Source organism: Streptococcus lactarius (assembly GCF_016642265.1).
In the GTDB taxonomy this organism is placed as follows: domain Bacteria; phylum Bacillota; class Bacilli; order Lactobacillales; family Streptococcaceae; genus Streptococcus; species Streptococcus lactarius.
This window is the reverse complement of sequence record NZ_MRXX01000011.1, coordinates 58,817-76,512: the sequence shown is the minus strand read 5'-3', so window position 1 is coordinate 76,512 and position 17,696 is coordinate 58,817. Positions and strand designations below refer to the sequence as shown.

Below are 17,696 nucleotides of genomic sequence, written 5' to 3'. Positions count from 1 at the left end.
TAACTATTTATTATCACTAGTATATCATAGATTCATATCTCCAATATGTTTTCGATTGTAGTTTTCTTACTTTTTTATATTCTTAAAGACTTTTTGAACAGTCTCATAGTACTTTTTCTTCAATAACTAAATATGTGGTATTCTATCCATTAGCAACAACGCACCAAAAATGGTGCGTTTATCTTTTTTGTGCTATAATAGAAATAAATAAAAGGAGGGCTCTCATGATCGGAGAAAATATTAAAGCGTTACGTAAAACACATAACCTAACCCAGCCTGAGTTCGCAAAGATTGTTGGTATCTCTCGAAATAGCCTAAGTCGTTATGAAAATGGAACAAGTTCAATTTCGACAGAATTAATAGATCGTATCTGCCAGAAATTTAATGTTTCCTATATCGATATCGTAGGGGAGGAAAAGATGCTCACACCAGTAGAAGATTACCAGTTGACCCTGAAAATTGAAGTGATTAAAGAACGAGGGGCGAATATCTTAGCGCAACTTTATCGTTTTCAAGATGAACAAGGAATTGCATTTGATGATACTTCTAATCCTTGGGTTCTAATGAGCGATGATTTGTCTGATTTGCTGAACACGAAGATTTATCTTGTGGGGACTTTTGATGAAGTAGAGCGATTTAATGGCTATTTGGATGGCATTGAACGGATGCTAGAACAAGCTAGTCATCTGGTGGTGGCCTAATGAAACTAGAAGAGTTTAGTCAAGATGATTTTGAACGAGCATCCAGACGACTCGTTCGTTCTTTAACTCGTGGTAAAACAACTTCGTCTCAGCCCAAGGCTATCTTGCTAGGTGGACAGAGTGGTGCTGGGAAAACTACGATTCATCGTATTAAACAAAGGGAATTTCAAGGAAATATCATTATAATTGATGGAGATAGTTATCGCTCTTTTCATCCCAACTACCTTGACCTACAGGAAAAGTATGGCAAAGATAGTGTGGATTATACCAAGGTTTTTGCGGGAAAAATGGTTGAATATCTCGTAGATGAATTGAGTAAACTAGGCTATCATTTGTTAATCAAGGGAACCTTGAGAACAACAGAAGTTCCTAGAAAAACGGCACAATTATTGACAACTAGAGGTTACCAAGTCTCACTTGCACTGATTGCGACCAAGCCTGAATTGTCCTATATTAGCACCTTGATACGTTACGGAGAGCTCTATGCTATAGATCCTCGTCAAGCTAGAGCGACTCCCAAAGAGCACCATGATGGAATTGTAGAACATTTAGTTGATAACTTACGAGAGCTAGAAAATAACAAGATTTTTAATCAAATTCAAATTTTTCAAAGAGATCAATCGTGCGTTTATGATTCGCAAGTAGATCAAACCTCAGCAGCAGAAGTTCTACACGAATGCCTCTTCGGAAAATTGAGTAAGGTGGAGAAAGAAATGTTGAAGTTGGGACAAGAACGGTTGAGGGAGTTCAACACGGAAACTAAAAAGTAAGAGAGAATCTTTTTATACAGCGAAGATTTAAGCTACACAGTAAGGGAGACGTATGAGAAAAATTTTAAAGAATCAGCTATATTTAAGAGTTCTGCTTTCAGATCTGATATCAAATTTTGGAGACACCTTATACTTTATAGCTCTCATGACCTATGTGACGGAGCTGAAAGACAGTAATCTGGCTGTTTCAATCATCAATCTATCAGAGACGATCCCGATCTTATTTACAGTATTTTTTGGAATCATTGCAGATAGGACACTGAATAAAGTTGAGACCATTATTAAAACCTTGTGGATACGGGTAGGTTTGTATTTATTAGTGGCTATGGTGATGAATTTTAAGGCATCTATTATGGTAGTCATACTGGCTAGTATGGTGAATCTTGTCTCAGATACACTGGGACAATTTGAAAATGGTCTTTTCTACCCAATTTCGAATCGAATTGTGGAAAAATCAGAGAGAGAAGAGGCGATGGCTTTTAGGCAGACGGTAACGTCAACCATGAACATTGTCAATCAATCATTGGGGGCCTTTTTGATCACGGTTCTTAGTTTCTTTCACTTAGCTCTTATCAATTCTCTGACCTTTGCGATTAGTTTGTTCATCATGCTAGTGATCAAACATCAAATTGATGATAATTATGACGATCAAACCTCGTCTAGCACGGGCTCTACATTTCAGTTCAGAGCTTTGTTTTCCGAGATCATGTCAAACTTAAAACTCTCCATCAAGCATCTATTTAGTATTAGCAATATGAAGGCTGCCCTACTTGTGATACCGATTCTTAATGGAAGCTTAGCTATTCTCACACCATTAGTTGTCGTTAATCTTTCTAAAGGTTCTGCTCTGACCATTATGAATACAGCAACCACCATCTCACTTTTAGGCATTAGTACGGTTGCTGGAGGGATTTTAGGAGGTGCTTTCATTCTGATTAGTAAAAGATTTAAAAGCCTCTCCATAGGAGCTTTGCTAAAAATGAATTTAATGACTGTTTTGCTTTCATTTATTGCATTTTACTACCAAAATATTTATTTCATGCTATTTGCATCCTTTCTTTCGAGTGTATTCGTTAGTGCGATAAACCCTAAAATGGGCGCGATCATATTTAATCATATAGATGAAACGAAATTGGCGACCATATTTGGTGGAATGGTGACCTACTTCCAAATGGGGGATGTTATCTCCAGATTATTGTTTTCGACCTTGGTCATCTATCTACCTTCTAATTACATAGCAGTAGTGTATATGGTGTTAGTTTTGCTAGCATTTCTATATACAATTAAAAAAGTAGAGGTAACGATATAAGAAAATATTAATCGGCCCAACTCCACCTATCTGTTCGATGGCTAAACCAGTATGTTGCTAATATTAGCAAGGCTGGGATTGGAAATTGTCAATTCAAAAGAGTGATAATACGCCCAGGAAGCACCTTTCAGGTGTTTTTTGTTTACCTAATTGAATCAGAAGCAAACAAAAAACCACCCTATTTTCTAAGTCGAATACGACGATAGAAAATTGAGTGGATTTAGAACATTAAAGCTTATTTATCGTCTTTGTGAAAGATATTCTTCACGCCCTTGATAGCTCCTTCAACAGCTTCTTTTGCATCTTCAGCAACTTCTTTTGCTTTTGAAGCAACTTTTTCAGCAGTGCCTTCAGCTTCTGTTTTCTTGTCGCCGGTTAATTTACCGAAGCCTTCTTTAACAGAGCCTTTGGCTTGGTTCAGTTTTTCTTCTAATGACATAGCGTCACCTCCATGAAGTTAGTCGTTTATTCTCTGAATGCGATACAGTTGATTTAAAAAAATTAAAAATATTCGTCTCAGATTAGAATGAGTATATTCTTTTTGAAATTGATAGTCAAATTTTTGCTACGGCTCAAAAACAGGATCGCTTTCCGGTCACGAAGAATGACCGAATAATAAGTCACGACATTCCGTTTTTTAGCAAAGATTTGAAACGAAAAAAGGAAAAAACTTTCCTGTCTCCAATGAAATAAATGGTATAATAATCGTGAATGGAAACATCGTAACGTTATTTTTTGAAAAAGAGAAGATGAACATGAAAAAAATCCTCACAACCTACCCGGTTATCAGTACTTTAGCTCTAATCTGTTTATTGCTCGGTCTATTGACTTCCTTTTATGGGATGCTATGTATGACCTATTGGCTTTTCATTCGAAGCCGGTTTATGGTTGGCAATATGTCAGTGGGACCCTGATGCATGGCAGTAAAGGAGCCCCTATCTGGTTTTTATGGGTCCATTTGTTGTTAAATGGACTCATGATCCTTCCCTTCGGAGGACTGCTAGAAAGAAAAATAGGCTCTAGACAAGTCTTGATCGTTTTTGTGACGACGACAGTCCTCTCTTCTATCGTTTTTCACCTCTTAACCCAGGGGCAGGACATTCAAGCAACAGGAATTTCTGCTGTCGGATACGCCTTTGTGACCGGAGGGGTTATGATCCTGCCAAACGTGTGGAAAGAATTTTCACGTACCGTAAAATGGCTTTATCTATTCTTAATTTTTCTATCTGGCCTCATGCTCTTACCAGCAATTACCGGATGGATCTCAACGCTATTGCATCTTTCAGGGATTGTGAGTTATCTATTGGTCTTTATCGGAAGTAGAGGCTTGAAGAGGAGAAGTAAAGGTTCCTGATATAGTAAATGCAGGCTAGGGTCATCCATAACAGACGCTCGAGAGAAGAATCTTGGGCGTTTTTTTGATGAAAACTTTTTGCATTCTTTTAATTGAAGCTACCATTGAATAGTGGCTAGTTGTATGCTATAATAATCAAAAATTGAGTGATCGCTCAATTTTATAATGGAGGTATGTATTGTATGACTGTAAAAGCGGTTCAATTTCATCGTTTCAGTAATATAGATGTCTTAGAATTAGCAGAAGTAGAACCAGAACCACTAAAGGAAAATCAAGTGAGAGTCAAGGTAGCTGCCGTAGGATTAAATCCGGTGGATTATAAAATTTTTGAGGGTGTTAAACAGCTTCGTATGTTATCCCGTATAATGAAACTAAGGCATCCTAGTAAATGGTTTGAGAAAGCTTCTTCTATATTCCCTAGAGGCGTTGCACGTGATTTTGCTGGGACAATCATTGAAGTAGGTGAAAATGTGAATCAGTTTTCGGTAGGAGATAGAGTCTTTGGGACGATTATAAGTGCACCTGGTCTAGGTTCAAAAAGAGGAGCATTAGCAACTGAGATTTGTGTAAAGGAGACGGAGGTCGCTTCTTTGCCATCTAACATTGATTTTTTGCATGGCTCAGTCTTGGGAGTTAGTTCCTTAACGGTAGGTGGAGCTTTTAGAAAAATCGATATTGGAACGAAGGACACAATTGTTATTTCAGGAGCATCGGGAGGGATCGGATCGATTGCAGTACAATATGCCGTTTCAAAAGGTGCTAGAGTTATTGGAATAGCTAGTGCTGATAATGCGGACTACCTCAGATCGATTGGTGCCATCCCGATTTCCTATCAAGGATCGATCAAAGAAAAAATTCAAGAACTTTCAGGAACAACTGTTACCAAGATGTTGGATTGTTATGGGGGAGGCTATGTAACATTAGGTTTCCAATTGGGGTTGCGAGGTGATCAAATTGCTACCCTGGTTCCATCTCCTTCTGCTATCTTGAAAGGAGCTCAATTTACAGGACCACGGCATTCACAATATGATGACTTCCTAACACTTTCAGAACTTGTTTCCAAAGGGGAAATTTCAGTCCATTTGGATAAAATCTATCCATTCTCATTACCTGAAATAAAAGAAGCATACAAGGATCTTGAAAAAGGGCATACCAGAGGAAAACGCGTGATTGAGATTCAAGGAGAGCGAGGAAGAAAGGAAAATGGATAATCTAAATCAGGCTTGTGTTCGTCATATTCAACTCATGAGATTGAGTGATAAGCAAAAACGTGTTTTAATTGCAAGTTTAACCTTATTTTCCGAAATCGGTTTTGAAAAAACTACATCGCTTGATATTGCACGCCGAGCGGAAGTGTCAGAAGGAACTGTTTTTAGCTATTTTAAAACAAAAGAAGGCATACTCAATGCGCTTCTTCTCGTGTTTTTTGATCGGGTCATACCTGAAACAATTGCAACGTTTACTGATCAAAAAGTTCTGTGTAACGATGAAAGTGTAACAGTTTTTTTCCGGGGTATGATCGAAGATCGACTGAATTTTCTAATCAACAATAGAGATATTATAAAAATTCTCTTTTCAAGGTGTTTAATTGATTCATCTTTGTTTGAAAAAACTGGGAGCATCGTTCAGAACAATATTGTAACACCGCTCAATCCTATTTTAGATAGCTATAAGGCGAAAGGAGAGTTAGTTAATTGGCCTAATGAACGAATCATTCGTAATCTTATCTCCTTAATGCTATCTTACGCTGTGCCATCCATGCTAAATAGTACAGCAATTGACGTGGGAAAAGTTTCAGATGAGATGATTGAAATGCTAGCAAACAGGATAGTCTTGTGATGCCTATTCTGTACCAATGAAGTTCCAATGAGAGAGTTCATCTTTGATTTTTGTTCAATAAGAATCTCAAAAAATTGGAATGACCTCCTCTTACTTGACTCTTCCATCACCGCGCCGTATAATATTCAATATCAATGAAGAAATCACCTTTTGTCATTGTGCAAAGGGTGATTTTATAACGGTAAAAAGGAGACACGATGGGGTATATCTCTACTATTAAAACGGCTGTTCAGCTCTTTCCTTTTTTGGCATTTTTGCTGACCTTGCCCTACATGATTTTGAATTATCGAAAATATGGTTCGGTCAATAAATTGCGGGTGCTGATTTTCTATTCTTTTATGCTTTACTTGCTGACGGTCTATCTATTGGTGATCTTGCCTCTGCCAGATCCGAGTAAGATCCATACTAGCTACTCGGAAATGATCAATCTCCATCCCTTTGCTTTTGTGGTGGATTTTTTCAAGGAGAGCCCCTTTGATTTAGCGCAGACTGGTACTTGGATTCAAGCTCTTAAGCATCCGACTTTTTATGTGCCTGCCTTTAATGTCCTGATGTTGATTCCTTTTGGGATGTATCTGCGCTACTATTTCAAGTGTGGTTTTAAGAAAACGATTCTTCTGACAGCCCTCTTTAGTCTCTTTTTGGAACTGACCCAGTTATCAGGTCTCTATTTTATGTATCCGTGTCCTTACCGCCTAGCAGATGTCGATGATATTATTCAAAATACCACCGGTGGTGGAGTAGGCTACTTGCTCGGTTGGTTCCTGGTTTGGTTATTGCCAACACGAGACGAAATTGACGAGCATTCTTTCCGAGTAGGAACGAGAGTATCTGGTCTTCGGATGGGTCTTGCCTTCTTGATTGACTTTGTGATGCTATCCTTGCTTTATGCGGTAATCGAGCGTTTAGGGACGATTCCTTATGTAGTGGTTTTAGCACTTTACTTCAGTTTGCTTCCCTTGTGGCGAGGCAAAACCTTGGGAATGGCTTTACTGAAATTTCGCTTGCATTTTGACAAGCAAAAATGGCTTCACACCATCTTGCGGGGGATTCTAGTAGTGGGTTATTTCTATCTGATTCCTCAAGGATTGTTCTATTTGATTTCGCTCTTGAATAGCGATTTGACAGATAATTCCCTCTTAACCCTGTCCATGATTTTATTGCTCTTCTTTGTGGTTATATTGTACCTGATTCTCACTCTTGCTATCGTCTTGCTCAATCGTCGCTTTCCTTTTGACCGTTTAGCTGGAGCTGAGTATGAGAGTACGGTACGTACAAATGCGGCAAAATCAAAATAATTTCCGACGTTTACATAAATCGATTGCTAGTAACAAGGATATGACAGACATTCAGGGTGACCTTCTTGGATGTCTTTTTATTCTTTCAAAATAAAAATAAGAAACTATTTTTGTCAGAAAAGTAGAAAGAAAGGAACGAGGCAAATGTGCCTCGTTCCTTATTGAAACAGCTTTTTACTCATGATGCATCTTGTTCACTAGAGTAGTTATTTTTCAACTAGTCTTTTAGTTTCCGATGGAATACTAAGAGTGAGAGGATAGCGGTGATGGTAGCTAACCACAGTAAAGCTGTAGCTGTTTCTTCGCCTGTGTTTGGCAGTTGCTTTTCTGCTTTTGTGGTTTTCACACTTGAGGTGTTGCTATCTTTAGTTGGCGAAAGTGTAGCATCTTCTAACTTGGTGTTAACTCTTGTTCCCACTGGATTTGCCAGTACTGAAACTTCTGATGGCAATGGATATTCAGGACGAGCAACGATTGGAGGGAGCTCTGTTCCGAATGAATGCTGAGGAATTTCCTTGGTGCCTACTTCAATGATTTCATCTACTGGAGGAGTGGTTTCGATCAGTAGACTAGTTCGTTCGTTTCCATTTACCTGGATATATTCGACTTGATCGCCTGCTTTACCTTGAGTAAGGACTTGTTCGTTTCCTTTTTCAAGTTGAGTGGTATCACGGCGAATCGTCTTAAAAGGAAGGGCGTGGTGAACGATTTCCAGACTAGGAAGGTGATAAACTAAATCTTTGACACCTTCTGAAGGAGTGGAAGTGGCAAACACTTTTTCAACGGGTTTCACAGGTTCAGCTGGTTCCACAGGTTTTGCTGGTTCGCTAGGTTCAGCCGGGTTTTCAGGTTGCACTGGTTTCACAGGTTCAGCTGGCTTTTCCGGTTGAGTTGGTTCGCTAGGTTCAACTGGCTTAACAGGTTGAGCTGGTTCGCTAGGTTTAGCCGGCTTTTCCGGTTGAGTTGGTTCGCTAGGTTCAGCCGGGTTTTCAGGTTGCACTGGTTTGTTAGGTTCAACTGGTTCCACAGGTTTTGCTGGTTCGCTAGGTTCAGCCGGTTTTTCAGGTTGCACTGGTTCGCTAGGTTCAGCCGGTTTTTCAGGTTGCACTGGTTCGCTAGGTTCAACTGGCTTTTCCGGTTGCACTGGTTTAGTAGGTTCAGCTGGTTCCACAGGTTTTGCTGGTTCGCTAGGTTCAGCTTTTGGAGTGGCTTGAAGCTGGTGGATAGCGGTTAGGACATCTTGGAGAGCCTTGTCAAGCGCTTCTTGTGTTTTAGCTTCTTGTATTGTCGCTAATGCGTGCTCGGTTAGATCCACCAATTTCTTCAAAACTACTTTATTGCCAGTTAACTCTTTTGCTTTCTGATCAAAGGCTTCTGTCAAGTCTTGAATGGCCTTGTCATACACGATTTTCGAATCAGTTGGCTTACTTGGTTGAGCGGTTTCTTCAGGATTTTTGAGGTTTGGAATTTCTTCTACTTTGGCGAAGTTATCATCGTTCGCAAGAATTTCTTGCAGAGAAGTCACGGTTAGTAGGAGTTTTTCTACATCCACTGGACTTGTTGTCAGTTGTCTAGAGAATGTTTCCAAATTTGTTTTAAAAGCTTGACGAGCAACAGGGGTATCTTTTAAATCACTTTGATCAAAGGCTTCTAAATCCGTCTTCCATTGCTGCATGGCCTGAACGACTTCTTCTTTGGTGTAAAGAGCACTGTTTTCTCCATGTGTGATAAATTGGTCAACTTGAATACCAATGTTTCGGCCAAGATCGTTTCGTTCAGGATCCAATTGGAGGCGAAGGGCGTGCCAGCCTTCTTCTAAGTCCATCAAGCGAACGATGGTCTGATCCCCTTGCCGGCTAGAGGCTTTGCCACTGAAGTATTTTTTACCATCAAGAACAGAAGCATTGCCTTGCCCGTCTTGGTAATCCAGTACCTTTCCGTCTAGACTTACCTTGTAAATACCATGTCCTGGATCCACAAATCCTTTGATTTCCAGTCCAGTACCATAGAAATAAGCGGTCACACTTGTGTTTTTCTTTTGCTCATCCGTCATACGACCAAAGGATGCCCAAGATTCTGTATTTTGGTATTTTCCAGCTGAATTGGTTTCATGGTGCCAACCAGGACTATATTCTAGTTGTTTTGCCTGATCATCGTAGTTGTTTTCATGCTGTTTGAGCAAATCCGCTTTCATCACGCGTACGGTGGCTTCACTAGCAAATCCCAATAAAGCATTGTCTGAGGCGCTTGTCATCTTTACTTTGAAGTCAAAAATGGAGTCTGCTTGTTCGGTGAAGTCAATAGTTGGGACGGTCATTGCTTTTTCAGTTTCGCCGTCTGCAAAGGTCAGATCAGCTGTTGTATCCTTATAGACTTTACCATGAACCCCTGTTCCTGGTTCTGTTACTACATGGACAGTAGCGGTTCCATTATGACCGCCAACACGCTTGATGGTAATTGTTACGGGCTGGCCTTTTTGAACATCGTAGCTTGTTTCTTTTAGTTCAAACATCCCCTTACCAGCATTGTTTAGAGTATAGATCCCTTCTGTTGCAATCGGTTCACCTGTCTTATTGACCAATTTAAGGGTATGTTCACCAGGAGCTAAATCTCCTGTTTCATAAACCAGTTGGCTCCGTTTGCGACTCGCATTTTTGGTTTGTACATCGGCAACTTTCTGGCCATCAACATAAACGGACATTTCTCCGTGATGGGGATCCACAGTGGCTACTACATAAGCCTTGCTTCCTTGGAAGTGGTATGTAGCACTCGCGTTTTGTTGGTTGGTCCACATGGAAGTACCGCGAACCCCTTCCGCTTCATTGTACCAAGTTGTTCCAGCGGTATCAGCGCTTGTATTTGAATGGTATTCGAGCCCGAGTGGGAAACCATCGGTTTTTTCGATGCTACTTGGTACTTTATAGACGGAGAAGTTGTTTAGGATAGGAGTGGCTTGTGCATCTGTAATTCGTACCCGAATTTTTTGGGCTTCTACGGGTTGCCCTTGGATAAGGCGACGATAGCCAACGGTTGAGCCTTCTCCGTAGGGAACCCAGCGTCCGTTTAGTTCGACATCGATCTTAAATCCAGAAATACGTTGTCCTTTTGCGATATCTTCTTTGAGTTCAATGACATCAAAACGTCTCTTTTGCCCAAGATCCACCGTGAATTCCCCAGTTTTGGCATCATTTGCCGGTGCCCAGCTGGTATTTTCGTTTCCGTCTGTAAGGAAGCTTGCTTGATATAGATGATTTTTACGGGTCGAGCTTGCAGTAACGGTTGCACCCTTAGCGAAGTCAGTTGCGTACATCTGATCTAAAGTAGCACGAAATTCCTTCAAACGGGCAACATCTGCCTCAGCAAATTTTCCTTCTTTGTTCGGTGGAATGTTGAGGAGCAATGGCGTGCCACGACCAACAGACTTGAAGTAGATTTCCATCAATTCTTTGAGAGATTTTGGCTGTTGATTGTCATGGTAAAACCAACCTGAGCGAATAGAAACGTCTGCTTCACCGACAGAGTACATATCTCCGTCTGGATCCCCGTGGTTTAAATAGTCATTTGTAACATTATCTGTAATGTTGGCTTTCTTTACTTTTTGCCAAACGGGATCACCAGCAGTTCCGCGCTCATTTCCGATCCAACGGATACTGGTCGGTTGTGCAGAGAAAATAGCAATATCCCCTTCGGCTTCCTTGATGTATTGGAACCATTTGTCAAAGGTGTAGGTGACTTTTTGAGCGCCGCTTCCGCGAGCACCATCCATCCAAACTTCAATGAATTTGCCCTTGTTCCCATATTTAGGATTGCCTAGAATTTCTTTAAGCTGGTTGAGATAATATTCATTGTAGTCTTTTTCAGTAGCTACCGTATATTTTGGATTATTGACATCCCAAGGGGAGAGATAGACTCCTAGATTCATATCATACTTGGTAGCTGATTTTGAAATTTCTGCTAAGACATCCCCTTTCCCATCCTTCCAAGAGCTACTAGCGACAGTATGGTCCGTGTAGCGAGAGGGGTAGAGGACAAATCCATCATGGTGTTTGACAACTAAGATGGTACGTTTAAAGCCGGCATCCTTTAGGGTTTTTATCCACTGGTCTGTATCCAGATTGGTTGGGTTAAAATTTTTTGGATCTTCCTTCCCATTTCCCCATTCAGAATTGGTATAGGTATTCATACCATAGTGGATGAAGGCAGCCAACTCTTCCTTATGATAATCCAGTTGTGCCTTGCTTGGAAGAGGGCCATAGTTTCCGATTTCTGCTTCGTCATCCTGAGTATGAACGGAAGGAGTAGCAGGAGTGACGGGATTGGCATGGTTGATTTCGGATGGACTTTCAGAAGTGTTAGCAGATGGTAAAGGTTTATTGGAATTTGCTGTATCCAGCTTCATGTCAGTCATTTCAGAATTTCTAGTGGTTGTTTCGGGAGTTGGTTTTTCTGATGTATTTTCAGAAATCTTATCCTCAGAACTTGTAGGAACCTCTCTTTCGGTGACGGAAGGGGTTTGGTGGAGAAGGGCTGCGCGATCAGGTTTCGCGGCACTATCTAGTGTTGGTTTATCAGCTGAGACAGTATTTTCTAGATTTGCAGGGGTTTCTGACGCTTGGTCGTCAGCATGGGCCACCCCAGAAGCAAAAAAGCTAAGTCCGACAATGACAGAAGCAACCCCCACGCTTAACTTGCGGATACTAAAGGTTAATCCTTTTTCAAAAAAGTAACGGTTCATAATTGACTCCTAACTGGTAAGCAAGCAGTCAGCTACTGCTGGAGCCCAAGAGAAACTTGGATCGTATGCTGATGTGGTGTTCAAATGGATGCGATCATCCTTGCATTGTTTGTAGAATAAATCCCTCCTTTTTTATCTTATAATATTTAAGGAATATCAATATAATAACTATACTAAAATTTTAGGGAAAATGCAATAGAAAGGAAGAGGAAATTAAAACTATTTTAGGAAGAGAGTGGGACAGAAATCGGTAATTCGTTAGAATTCGATTTCGTCGTCCCACCTCCGCACAGTTGAGTAGGGCTGTAAAAGCTGATGAAATTAGCGTAGTAGAGCCCACTCAACCACTGCGTCTTGCTCGACAATCCAAAAACAATTGAGAGACTAGGACATTTGTCCCAGCCTCCGAGTAAGATATAGTAGAATCCCCGAACGATTCCAGCTGTTTTCGGCGATTTTAAGGGGAATGTGCTACAATGGAAGCAAATAGATAGAATGGAGCAGTGAAATGAAAGCAATTATTACAGTCGTCGGAAAAGACCAAAAAGGAATCGTAGCCGGTGTCGCAACGAAAGTGGCAGAGTTGGGACTCAATATCGACGATATTTCTCAAACCGTATTGGATGAATACTTTACCATGATGGCGGTCGTCTCATCGGATGAGAAAAAAGATTTCACCCAGCTTCGTTCAGAATTGGAAGAATTCGGTCAGTCTCTTCATGTGAAAATTAACATCCAAAGTGCTGCGATTTTTGATGCCATGCACAATTTGTAAGATAGGGGTTGAGAATTTATGGACATTAAACAGGTAACAGAAACCATTGCCATGATTGAGGAGCAGAACTTTGATGTTCGGACCATCACCATGGGCATCTCCCTTCTAGATTGTATTGATCCAGATATCGATAAGGCAGCGGAAAAAGTCTACAATAAGGTCGTGACAAAGGCCAAGGATCTTGTGGCTGTTGGAGATGAGATTGCGACGGAACTTGGTATTCCGATTGTCAACAAGCGGGTTTCGGTCACTCCGATTTCCATTATCGGAGCAGCAACCAATGCGACAGATTATGTGCCCTTTGCCAAGGCACTAGATCGTGCTGCTAAAGAAGTTGGGATCAACTTTATCGGTGGCTTTTCAGCCCTGGTTCAAAAAGGCTACCAAAAAGGGGATGAAATCCTCATCAATTCCATTCCTCGCGCTCTAGCAGAGACCGATTTTGTCTGCTCTTCAGTCAATATTGGATCGACTAAGACGGGGATTAATATGACCGCTGTCCGAGACATGGGCCGTATCATTAAAGAAGCATCGGAAGCAGATCCGATGGGGCCAGGGAAACTCGTTGTCTTTGCCAATGCAGTAGAGGACAATCCTTTTATGGCGGGTGCTTTCCACGGTGTTGGTGAAGCGGATGTTGTCATCAACGTCGGCGTTTCCGGTCCTGGTGTTGTCCAACGGGCCATTGAAAAAGTTCCCGGTGCAAGCTTTGATGTCTTGGCTGAAACCGTCAAGAAGACAGCCTTCAAGATTACCCGTGTCGGCCAATTAGTCGGTCAAATGGCTAGTGAACGTCTCGGGGTTGAGTTTGGAATCGTCGACTTGTCTCTCGCGCCAACACCAGCTGTTGGGGATTCGGTTGCCCGTGTCCTTGAAGCGATGGGGCTTGAAGTAGTCGGAACCCATGGAACTACCGCAGCGCTCGCTTTGCTCAATGACCAAGTGAAAAAAGGCGGCATCATGGCTTGTAACCAAGTCGGTGGGCTATCAGGTGCCTTCATTCCGGTCTCAGAAGATGAGGGGATGATTGCGGCGGTTCAATCGGGTCATATTAACCTGGAAAAATTGGAAGCCATGACGGCCATCTGCTCCGTCGGTCTGGATATGATTGCCATCCCAGCTGATACTCCAGCTACGACCATTGCGGCCATGATTGCCGACGAAGCAGCCATCGGGGTCATTAACCAAAAGACAACAGCAGTTCGTATCATTCCTTATGGAAAAGAAGGCGATATGTTGGAATTGGGTGGACTGCTTGGTTATGCTCCGGTAATGAAGGTGAACAAGGCCTCATCAGCTGACTTTATTGCCCGTGGTGGTCAAATTCCAGCACCTGTGCATAGCTTTAAAAACTAAAAGAAATTTAGTATAATAGATAGAAGAATGAAAAGGTCTGTGAAGAGGAAACTCCAGACTTTTTTCATTGTACAAAGGAGATCAGAATGGCTAAGACAAATTTATATGTTATCCGTCATGGAAAAACCATGTTTAACACAATGGGACGAGCCCAAGGGTGGTCTGATACCCCATTAACACCAGAAGGAGAGCGAGGGATTCAAGCTTTGGGAATTGGGCTACGTGAGTCCGGCTTGGACTTTAATCACGCTTATTCCAGTGATTCTGGGCGGGCCATTCAGACCATGGGGATTATTCTAGACGAGTTGGGGTTAAAAGATCAGATTCCCCATCAATTTGAAAAGAGGATCCGTGAATGGTGTTTTGGAAGTTTTGACGGAGCCTATGGAAGCGAGCTTTTTCATGGAGTGATCCCGCGCTTGTATCATATCACCAATTATAAAGACCTCTCTCTAGAAGATTTGGTCAATGGCATCTACCAAGTCGATACAGCCGGCTGGGCTGAAACTTGGGAAGCAGTCAGCCACCGAATTTTAGAAGGTTTTACCGCAATTGCCAAAGCAGTAGAAGTACAAGGGGGTGGAAATGCCCTAGTGGTCAGTCATAGCTGGACGATTCAGACCCTCATTTGTTTGTTGCAGGCAAAAGCCAATCTGAATCTGCCATTACCAAACGGAAGTGTCAGTCTCTTAGAATATGAAGATGGCCAATTTACAGTCCGCTCAATCGGAGATGCAAGTTATCGACAAATAGGTGAAGCCATACAGAAAGACTAAACGATCAGAAAAAGGCTATTTTTCATGGCGGGATGCTGTATAGATAAAAAATGTAAGAGCTTTCCTTCTGTCTGATAGGAAAACATGATATAATAAAGTGGACAAGTACGGAGGAATACAATGACAAAAACCAGATTATACATTGCTCGACATGGAAAAACTATGTTTAATACCTTGGGGCGTGCCCAAGGGTGGTCGGATACACCCCTGACACAAGAAGGAGAACGGGGCGTTCAAGAACTAGGAATTGGCCTAAAAAAGGCTGGAATTGACTTTGATCAAGCTGTTTCGAGTGACTCTGGTCGTGCGATTCAGAGTATGGGCATCATCCTTGACGAGATGGGCCTGGCCGGTAAGATCCCTTATCGCTATGATAAGCGTATCCGTGAGTGGTGTTTTGGTAGCTTTGATGGTGCCTATGATGGAGACCTCTTTTTTGGTGTTCTCCCTCGGGTTTTTCAAATCGATGATTTTAGAAAACTAAGTCTAATGGAAATGGCTGAAGGCATTGTTGAAGTGGACACTACAGGCTGGGCAGAATCCTGGGAAAAATTAAGCAAACGGATCAAAGAAGGTTTTGAAGCGATTGCCAAGGACTTAGAAGCAGCAGGCGGTGGCAATGCCATTGTGGTCAGCCACGGTATGACGATTACGACCCTAATCTACTTGATTGATCCAAAAGCTGTAGAGGAATTGGTTCTTGACAATGGAAGTGTCACGGTCGTGGAATATGAAGAGGGGACTTTCACCATCAAAAAAGTTGGGGATCTCTCCTATCGTCAGGTAGGAGCGCAGATCCTAGAGGAGGGGCATGAGTAAGAAGTTCAAGCGAGCACGAAAAAAGCGCAAGAAATGGTGGCCTTACTTAGTGAGCCTGCTTCTCTTGGTGGTTGTTGGAGCAGGAATTGGTGCCTATATGGCTAAGCCAAGCCTCTTTTCAGGGCTTGTATTTTGGAAGCCTAAAAAAGGAGCTGTAACGACTCCATCTTCAACCAAGAAAAAACGATCCGATCTACCAGCTGTCTCGACAAAAGATTGGCAGTTGATCTTGGTCAATCGCGAAAATGTCAAGCCTGAGCTGAACCCACAGTTGACGGATATCGATGCTATCAAAGTGGATAGTCGGATTGTGGATCCAACCCGACAATTTTTAGAAGCCGCTCGAAAAATCGCTCCTCAAGAGACCTTGATATCCGGTTATCGTAGTGTGGCTGATCAAACCGAACTCTATAATGAACGTGTCAATCAGTTGAAAGCTAACGGTCTTTCGCAAGAAGAGGCTGAGAAACAAGTGCAAACCCAAGTGCAAGTTCCAGGTGCTAGTGAGCACCAGACAGGACTTGCGATTGATATGAGTGTAGAGGCAGGGCAAAGCGATGAGTTAGGTCTACAGCTTGCTGCGATTGCACCGCAATATGGCTTTGTCCTTCGCTATCCAGATGGCAAGAGCAACATTACGGGTGTGAATTTTGAAAATTGGCATTTCCGTTATGTTGGAGTGGAGTCCGCTCGCTATATGCAGGCCCACAATCTGGTCTTAGAAGAATACATCCAACTTTTAAAAAAAGACGGTAAGTAGCAAGAAATGGCCCTTTCTAGGTCTGAAGAATGATTTTTAGCACTCTTTTAAAAAGAGTGCTAATTTTTTTGGTTTTTTCTCTTGACTTTCTTCTGGATGGGTGTATAATAGAATCATGGTTTAGCACTTGAGTGCATCGAGTGCTAAATGTGAAAGAGAGGTGAGGTCATGGTTACAAAACGTCAAAATGAGATTTTAAATCTTGTCATCGATATGTTTACCAAGACCCACGAACCTGTTGGTTCTAAAGCTCTTCAGAATATCATTCAATCCAGTAGTGCGACGATTCGTAACGACATGGCTGCTCTCGAAAAACAAGGTTTACTAGAAAAGGCCCATACGTCTAGCGGTCGAATGCCAAGCCGAGCAGGTTTTCAATATTTTGTTCAGAACTCGCTCGATTTGGAGTTGATTGATGAGCAAGACATCTACCAAGTGGTGAAAGGCTTTGATTTTGAAGCCTTTCGGTTAGAAGATATCCTGGATGCCACCGCGAAGTTGTTAGCCCAGATGACGGGTTACACTGCCGTGATCCAAGATGTTGAGCCTACCAGACAGCGTCTGACAGGTTTTGATATCGTACCATTATCGAGTCATGATGCCCTAGCAGTCTTGACCTTAGATGAATCAAAGCCGGTAACCGTTCAGTTTGCCATTCCAAAGAATTTCTTGACCACTGATCTGGAAATCTTCCATCAGTTGGTGAGAGAACGCTTTGTTGGCAATACGGTCCTGGATATTCACTACCGCTTGCGAACAGAGATTCCACAGATCGTACAGCGTTATTTCAAGACGACAGACAATGTATTGGATCTCTTTGATTACATCTTCTCACAATTATTTAAAGAGCTGGTCTTCGTTGAAGGAAAGGTTTCATCGTTAAGCTATGCCGATCTCTCAACCTATCAGTTCTTGGATAATTCCCAACACGTAGCCCTCGAGTTGAGAGCGGGGATTCCGGAAGACCAACTGACTCAGGTATTGGTGGCAGAATCAAAAGATCCAGCCTTGAAAAATGTGACCGTCATTAGCCACAAGTTCCTAATTCCTTATCGAGGAGTCGCACTGATGCATGTGATCGGTCCTGTTGAGATGGACTACCGACGTGTTGTGAGTCTCGTCAATGTTATCGGACGAGTCCTCGTCATGAAGTTGACGGATTACTACCGTTACCTCAACAGCAACCATTATGAAGTAAATTAAG

At 41.9% G+C, this 17,696-nt stretch carries 14 protein-coding genes and 3 pseudogenes; 13 read left to right on the top strand and 4 right to left on the bottom strand.

Going from position 1 to position 17,696, the window contains the following annotated elements; translation table 11 throughout:
- Positions 1-224: 224 nt before the first annotated feature.
- Genes pezA through BTU61_RS08365 form a run of 3 tightly spaced genes read left to right on the top strand, consistent with a single transcriptional unit; the run spans position 225 to position 2,780 of the window.
- Positions 225-701: a type II toxin-antitoxin system antitoxin PezA gene (gene pezA, locus BTU61_RS08375; protein ID WP_200773150.1), complete on the top strand. Its 477-nt coding sequence runs from the start codon at positions 225-227 to the stop codon at positions 699-701.
- Positions 701-1,471: a type II toxin-antitoxin system toxin PezT gene (gene pezT / locus BTU61_RS08370; protein ID WP_200773149.1), complete on the top strand. Its 771-nt coding sequence runs from the start codon at positions 701-703 to the stop codon at positions 1,469-1,471. The genes pezA and pezT overlap by 1 nt, the downstream gene beginning before the upstream one ends.
- Positions 1,472-1,523: 52 nt before the next feature.
- Positions 1,524-2,780: an MFS transporter gene (locus BTU61_RS08365; RefSeq protein ID WP_200773148.1), complete on the top strand. Its 1,257-nt coding sequence runs from the start codon at positions 1,524-1,526 to the stop codon at positions 2,778-2,780.
- Between the two features lie 235 nt (positions 2,781-3,015).
- On the opposite strand, the gene BTU61_RS08360 is transcribed toward BTU61_RS08365, so the two are convergent.
- Positions 3,016-3,219, bottom strand: coding sequence for a CsbD family protein (locus tag BTU61_RS08360; protein ID WP_200773147.1), 204 nt, complete (start codon positions 3,217-3,219; stop codon positions 3,016-3,018).
- A 316-nt stretch (positions 3,220-3,535) separates the two neighbouring features.
- Between BTU61_RS08360 and BTU61_RS08355 the strand changes: the two are divergent.
- From BTU61_RS08355 to BTU61_RS08340, 4 genes and pseudogenes are all read left to right on the top strand, one after another.
- A pseudogene (locus tag BTU61_RS08355) lies at positions 3,536-4,134 on the top strand (rhomboid family intramembrane serine protease).
- Positions 4,135-4,316: 182 nt separating this feature from the next.
- Positions 4,317-5,345 carry an NADP-dependent oxidoreductase gene (locus BTU61_RS08350; protein WP_200773146.1) on the top strand — a complete coding sequence of 343 codons (1,029 nt, stop codon included), beginning with the start codon at positions 4,317-4,319 and terminating at the stop codon, positions 5,343-5,345.
- Positions 5,338-5,973 (top strand): TetR/AcrR family transcriptional regulator, encoded by a 636-nt coding sequence (locus BTU61_RS08345; protein ID WP_200773145.1) that lies wholly within the window; start codon positions 5,338-5,340, stop codon positions 5,971-5,973. The genes BTU61_RS08350 and BTU61_RS08345 overlap by 8 nt, the downstream gene beginning before the upstream one ends.
- 197 nt (positions 5,974-6,170) lie before the next feature.
- Positions 6,171-7,271, top strand: a complete 1,101-nt coding sequence (locus BTU61_RS08340; protein WP_200773144.1) for a VanZ family protein — start codon at positions 6,171-6,173, stop codon at positions 7,269-7,271.
- A 217-nt stretch (positions 7,272-7,488) separates the two neighbouring features.
- On the opposite strand, the gene BTU61_RS10405 is transcribed toward BTU61_RS08340, so the two are convergent.
- The 3 genes and pseudogenes from BTU61_RS10405 to BTU61_RS10385 all read right to left on the bottom strand — a co-directional run.
- On the bottom strand, positions 7,489-7,617 hold the full coding sequence (locus tag BTU61_RS10405) for an LPXTG cell wall anchor domain-containing protein (RefSeq protein ID WP_478078802.1): 129 nt from the start codon (positions 7,615-7,617) through the stop codon (positions 7,489-7,491).
- A 93-nt stretch (positions 7,618-7,710) separates the two neighbouring features.
- Positions 7,711-11,592: pseudogene (locus BTU61_RS08335) on the bottom strand (alpha-L-fucosidase); the annotation flags it as partial.
- A gap of 306 nt (positions 11,593-11,898) precedes the next feature.
- A pseudogene (locus BTU61_RS10385) lies at positions 11,899-12,006 on the bottom strand (YSIRK-type signal peptide-containing protein); the annotation flags it as partial.
- Between the two features lie 508 nt (positions 12,007-12,514).
- Between BTU61_RS10385 and BTU61_RS08330 the strand changes: the two are divergent.
- From BTU61_RS08330 to hrcA, 6 genes are all read left to right on the top strand, one after another.
- On the top strand, positions 12,515-12,781 hold the full coding sequence (locus tag BTU61_RS08330; RefSeq protein ID WP_003004214.1) for an ACT domain-containing protein: 267 nt from the start codon (positions 12,515-12,517) through the stop codon (positions 12,779-12,781).
- An 18-nt stretch (positions 12,782-12,799) separates the two neighbouring features.
- Positions 12,800-14,137 carry a PFL family protein gene (locus BTU61_RS08325; RefSeq protein WP_200773142.1) on the top strand — a complete coding sequence of 446 codons (1,338 nt, stop codon included), beginning with the start codon at positions 12,800-12,802 and terminating at the stop codon, positions 14,135-14,137.
- Between the two features lie 86 nt (positions 14,138-14,223).
- On the top strand, positions 14,224-14,913 hold the full coding sequence (locus BTU61_RS08320; protein WP_200773141.1) for a histidine phosphatase family protein: 690 nt from the start codon (positions 14,224-14,226) through the stop codon (positions 14,911-14,913).
- 120 nt (positions 14,914-15,033) lie between these two features.
- Positions 15,034-15,732 (top strand): histidine phosphatase family protein, encoded by a 699-nt coding sequence (locus BTU61_RS08315; RefSeq protein WP_200773140.1) that lies wholly within the window; start codon positions 15,034-15,036, stop codon positions 15,730-15,732.
- On the top strand, positions 15,725-16,492 hold the full coding sequence (locus BTU61_RS08310) for a M15 family metallopeptidase (RefSeq protein ID WP_200773139.1): 768 nt from the start codon (positions 15,725-15,727) through the stop codon (positions 16,490-16,492). The genes BTU61_RS08315 and BTU61_RS08310 overlap by 8 nt, the downstream gene beginning before the upstream one ends.
- A 168-nt stretch (positions 16,493-16,660) precedes the next feature.
- The gene (hrcA, locus tag BTU61_RS08305) at positions 16,661-17,695 is read left to right on the top strand and encodes a heat-inducible transcriptional repressor HrcA (RefSeq protein WP_200773138.1); all 1,035 of its coding nucleotides are present in this window, start codon (positions 16,661-16,663) and stop codon (positions 17,693-17,695) included.
- Position 17,696 lies beyond the last annotated feature (1 nt).

Excerpts from the sequence above, each read along its gene's own strand:
- pezA (WP_200773150.1), top strand. The coding sequence starts at position 225 with ATGATCGGAGAAAATATTAAAGCGTTACGTAAAACACATAACCTAACC.
- hrcA (WP_200773138.1), top strand. The coding sequence starts at position 16,661 with ATGGTTACAAAACGTCAAAATGAGATTTTAAATCTTGTCATCGATATG.
- BTU61_RS08360 (WP_200773147.1), bottom strand. The coding sequence starts at position 3,219 with ATGTCATTAGAAGAAAAACTGAACCAAGCCAAAGGCTCTGTTAAAGAA.
- pezT (WP_200773149.1), top strand. The coding sequence starts at position 701 with ATGAAACTAGAAGAGTTTAGTCAAGATGATTTTGAACGAGCATCCAGA.
- BTU61_RS08310 (WP_200773139.1), top strand. The coding sequence starts at position 15,725 with ATGAGTAAGAAGTTCAAGCGAGCACGAAAAAAGCGCAAGAAATGGTGG.
- BTU61_RS08315 (WP_200773140.1), top strand. The coding sequence starts at position 15,034 with ATGACAAAAACCAGATTATACATTGCTCGACATGGAAAAACTATGTTT.
- BTU61_RS08345 (WP_200773145.1), top strand. The coding sequence starts at position 5,338 with ATGGATAATCTAAATCAGGCTTGTGTTCGTCATATTCAACTCATGAGA.
- BTU61_RS08365 (WP_200773148.1), top strand. The coding sequence starts at position 1,524 with ATGAGAAAAATTTTAAAGAATCAGCTATATTTAAGAGTTCTGCTTTCA.
- BTU61_RS08325 (WP_200773142.1), top strand. The coding sequence starts at position 12,800 with ATGGACATTAAACAGGTAACAGAAACCATTGCCATGATTGAGGAGCAG.
- BTU61_RS08340 (WP_200773144.1), top strand. The coding sequence starts at position 6,171 with ATGGGGTATATCTCTACTATTAAAACGGCTGTTCAGCTCTTTCCTTTT.
- BTU61_RS08350 (WP_200773146.1), top strand. The coding sequence starts at position 4,317 with ATGACTGTAAAAGCGGTTCAATTTCATCGTTTCAGTAATATAGATGTC.
- BTU61_RS08320 (WP_200773141.1), top strand. The coding sequence starts at position 14,224 with ATGGCTAAGACAAATTTATATGTTATCCGTCATGGAAAAACCATGTTT.
- BTU61_RS08330 (WP_003004214.1), top strand. The coding sequence starts at position 12,515 with ATGAAAGCAATTATTACAGTCGTCGGAAAAGACCAAAAAGGAATCGTA.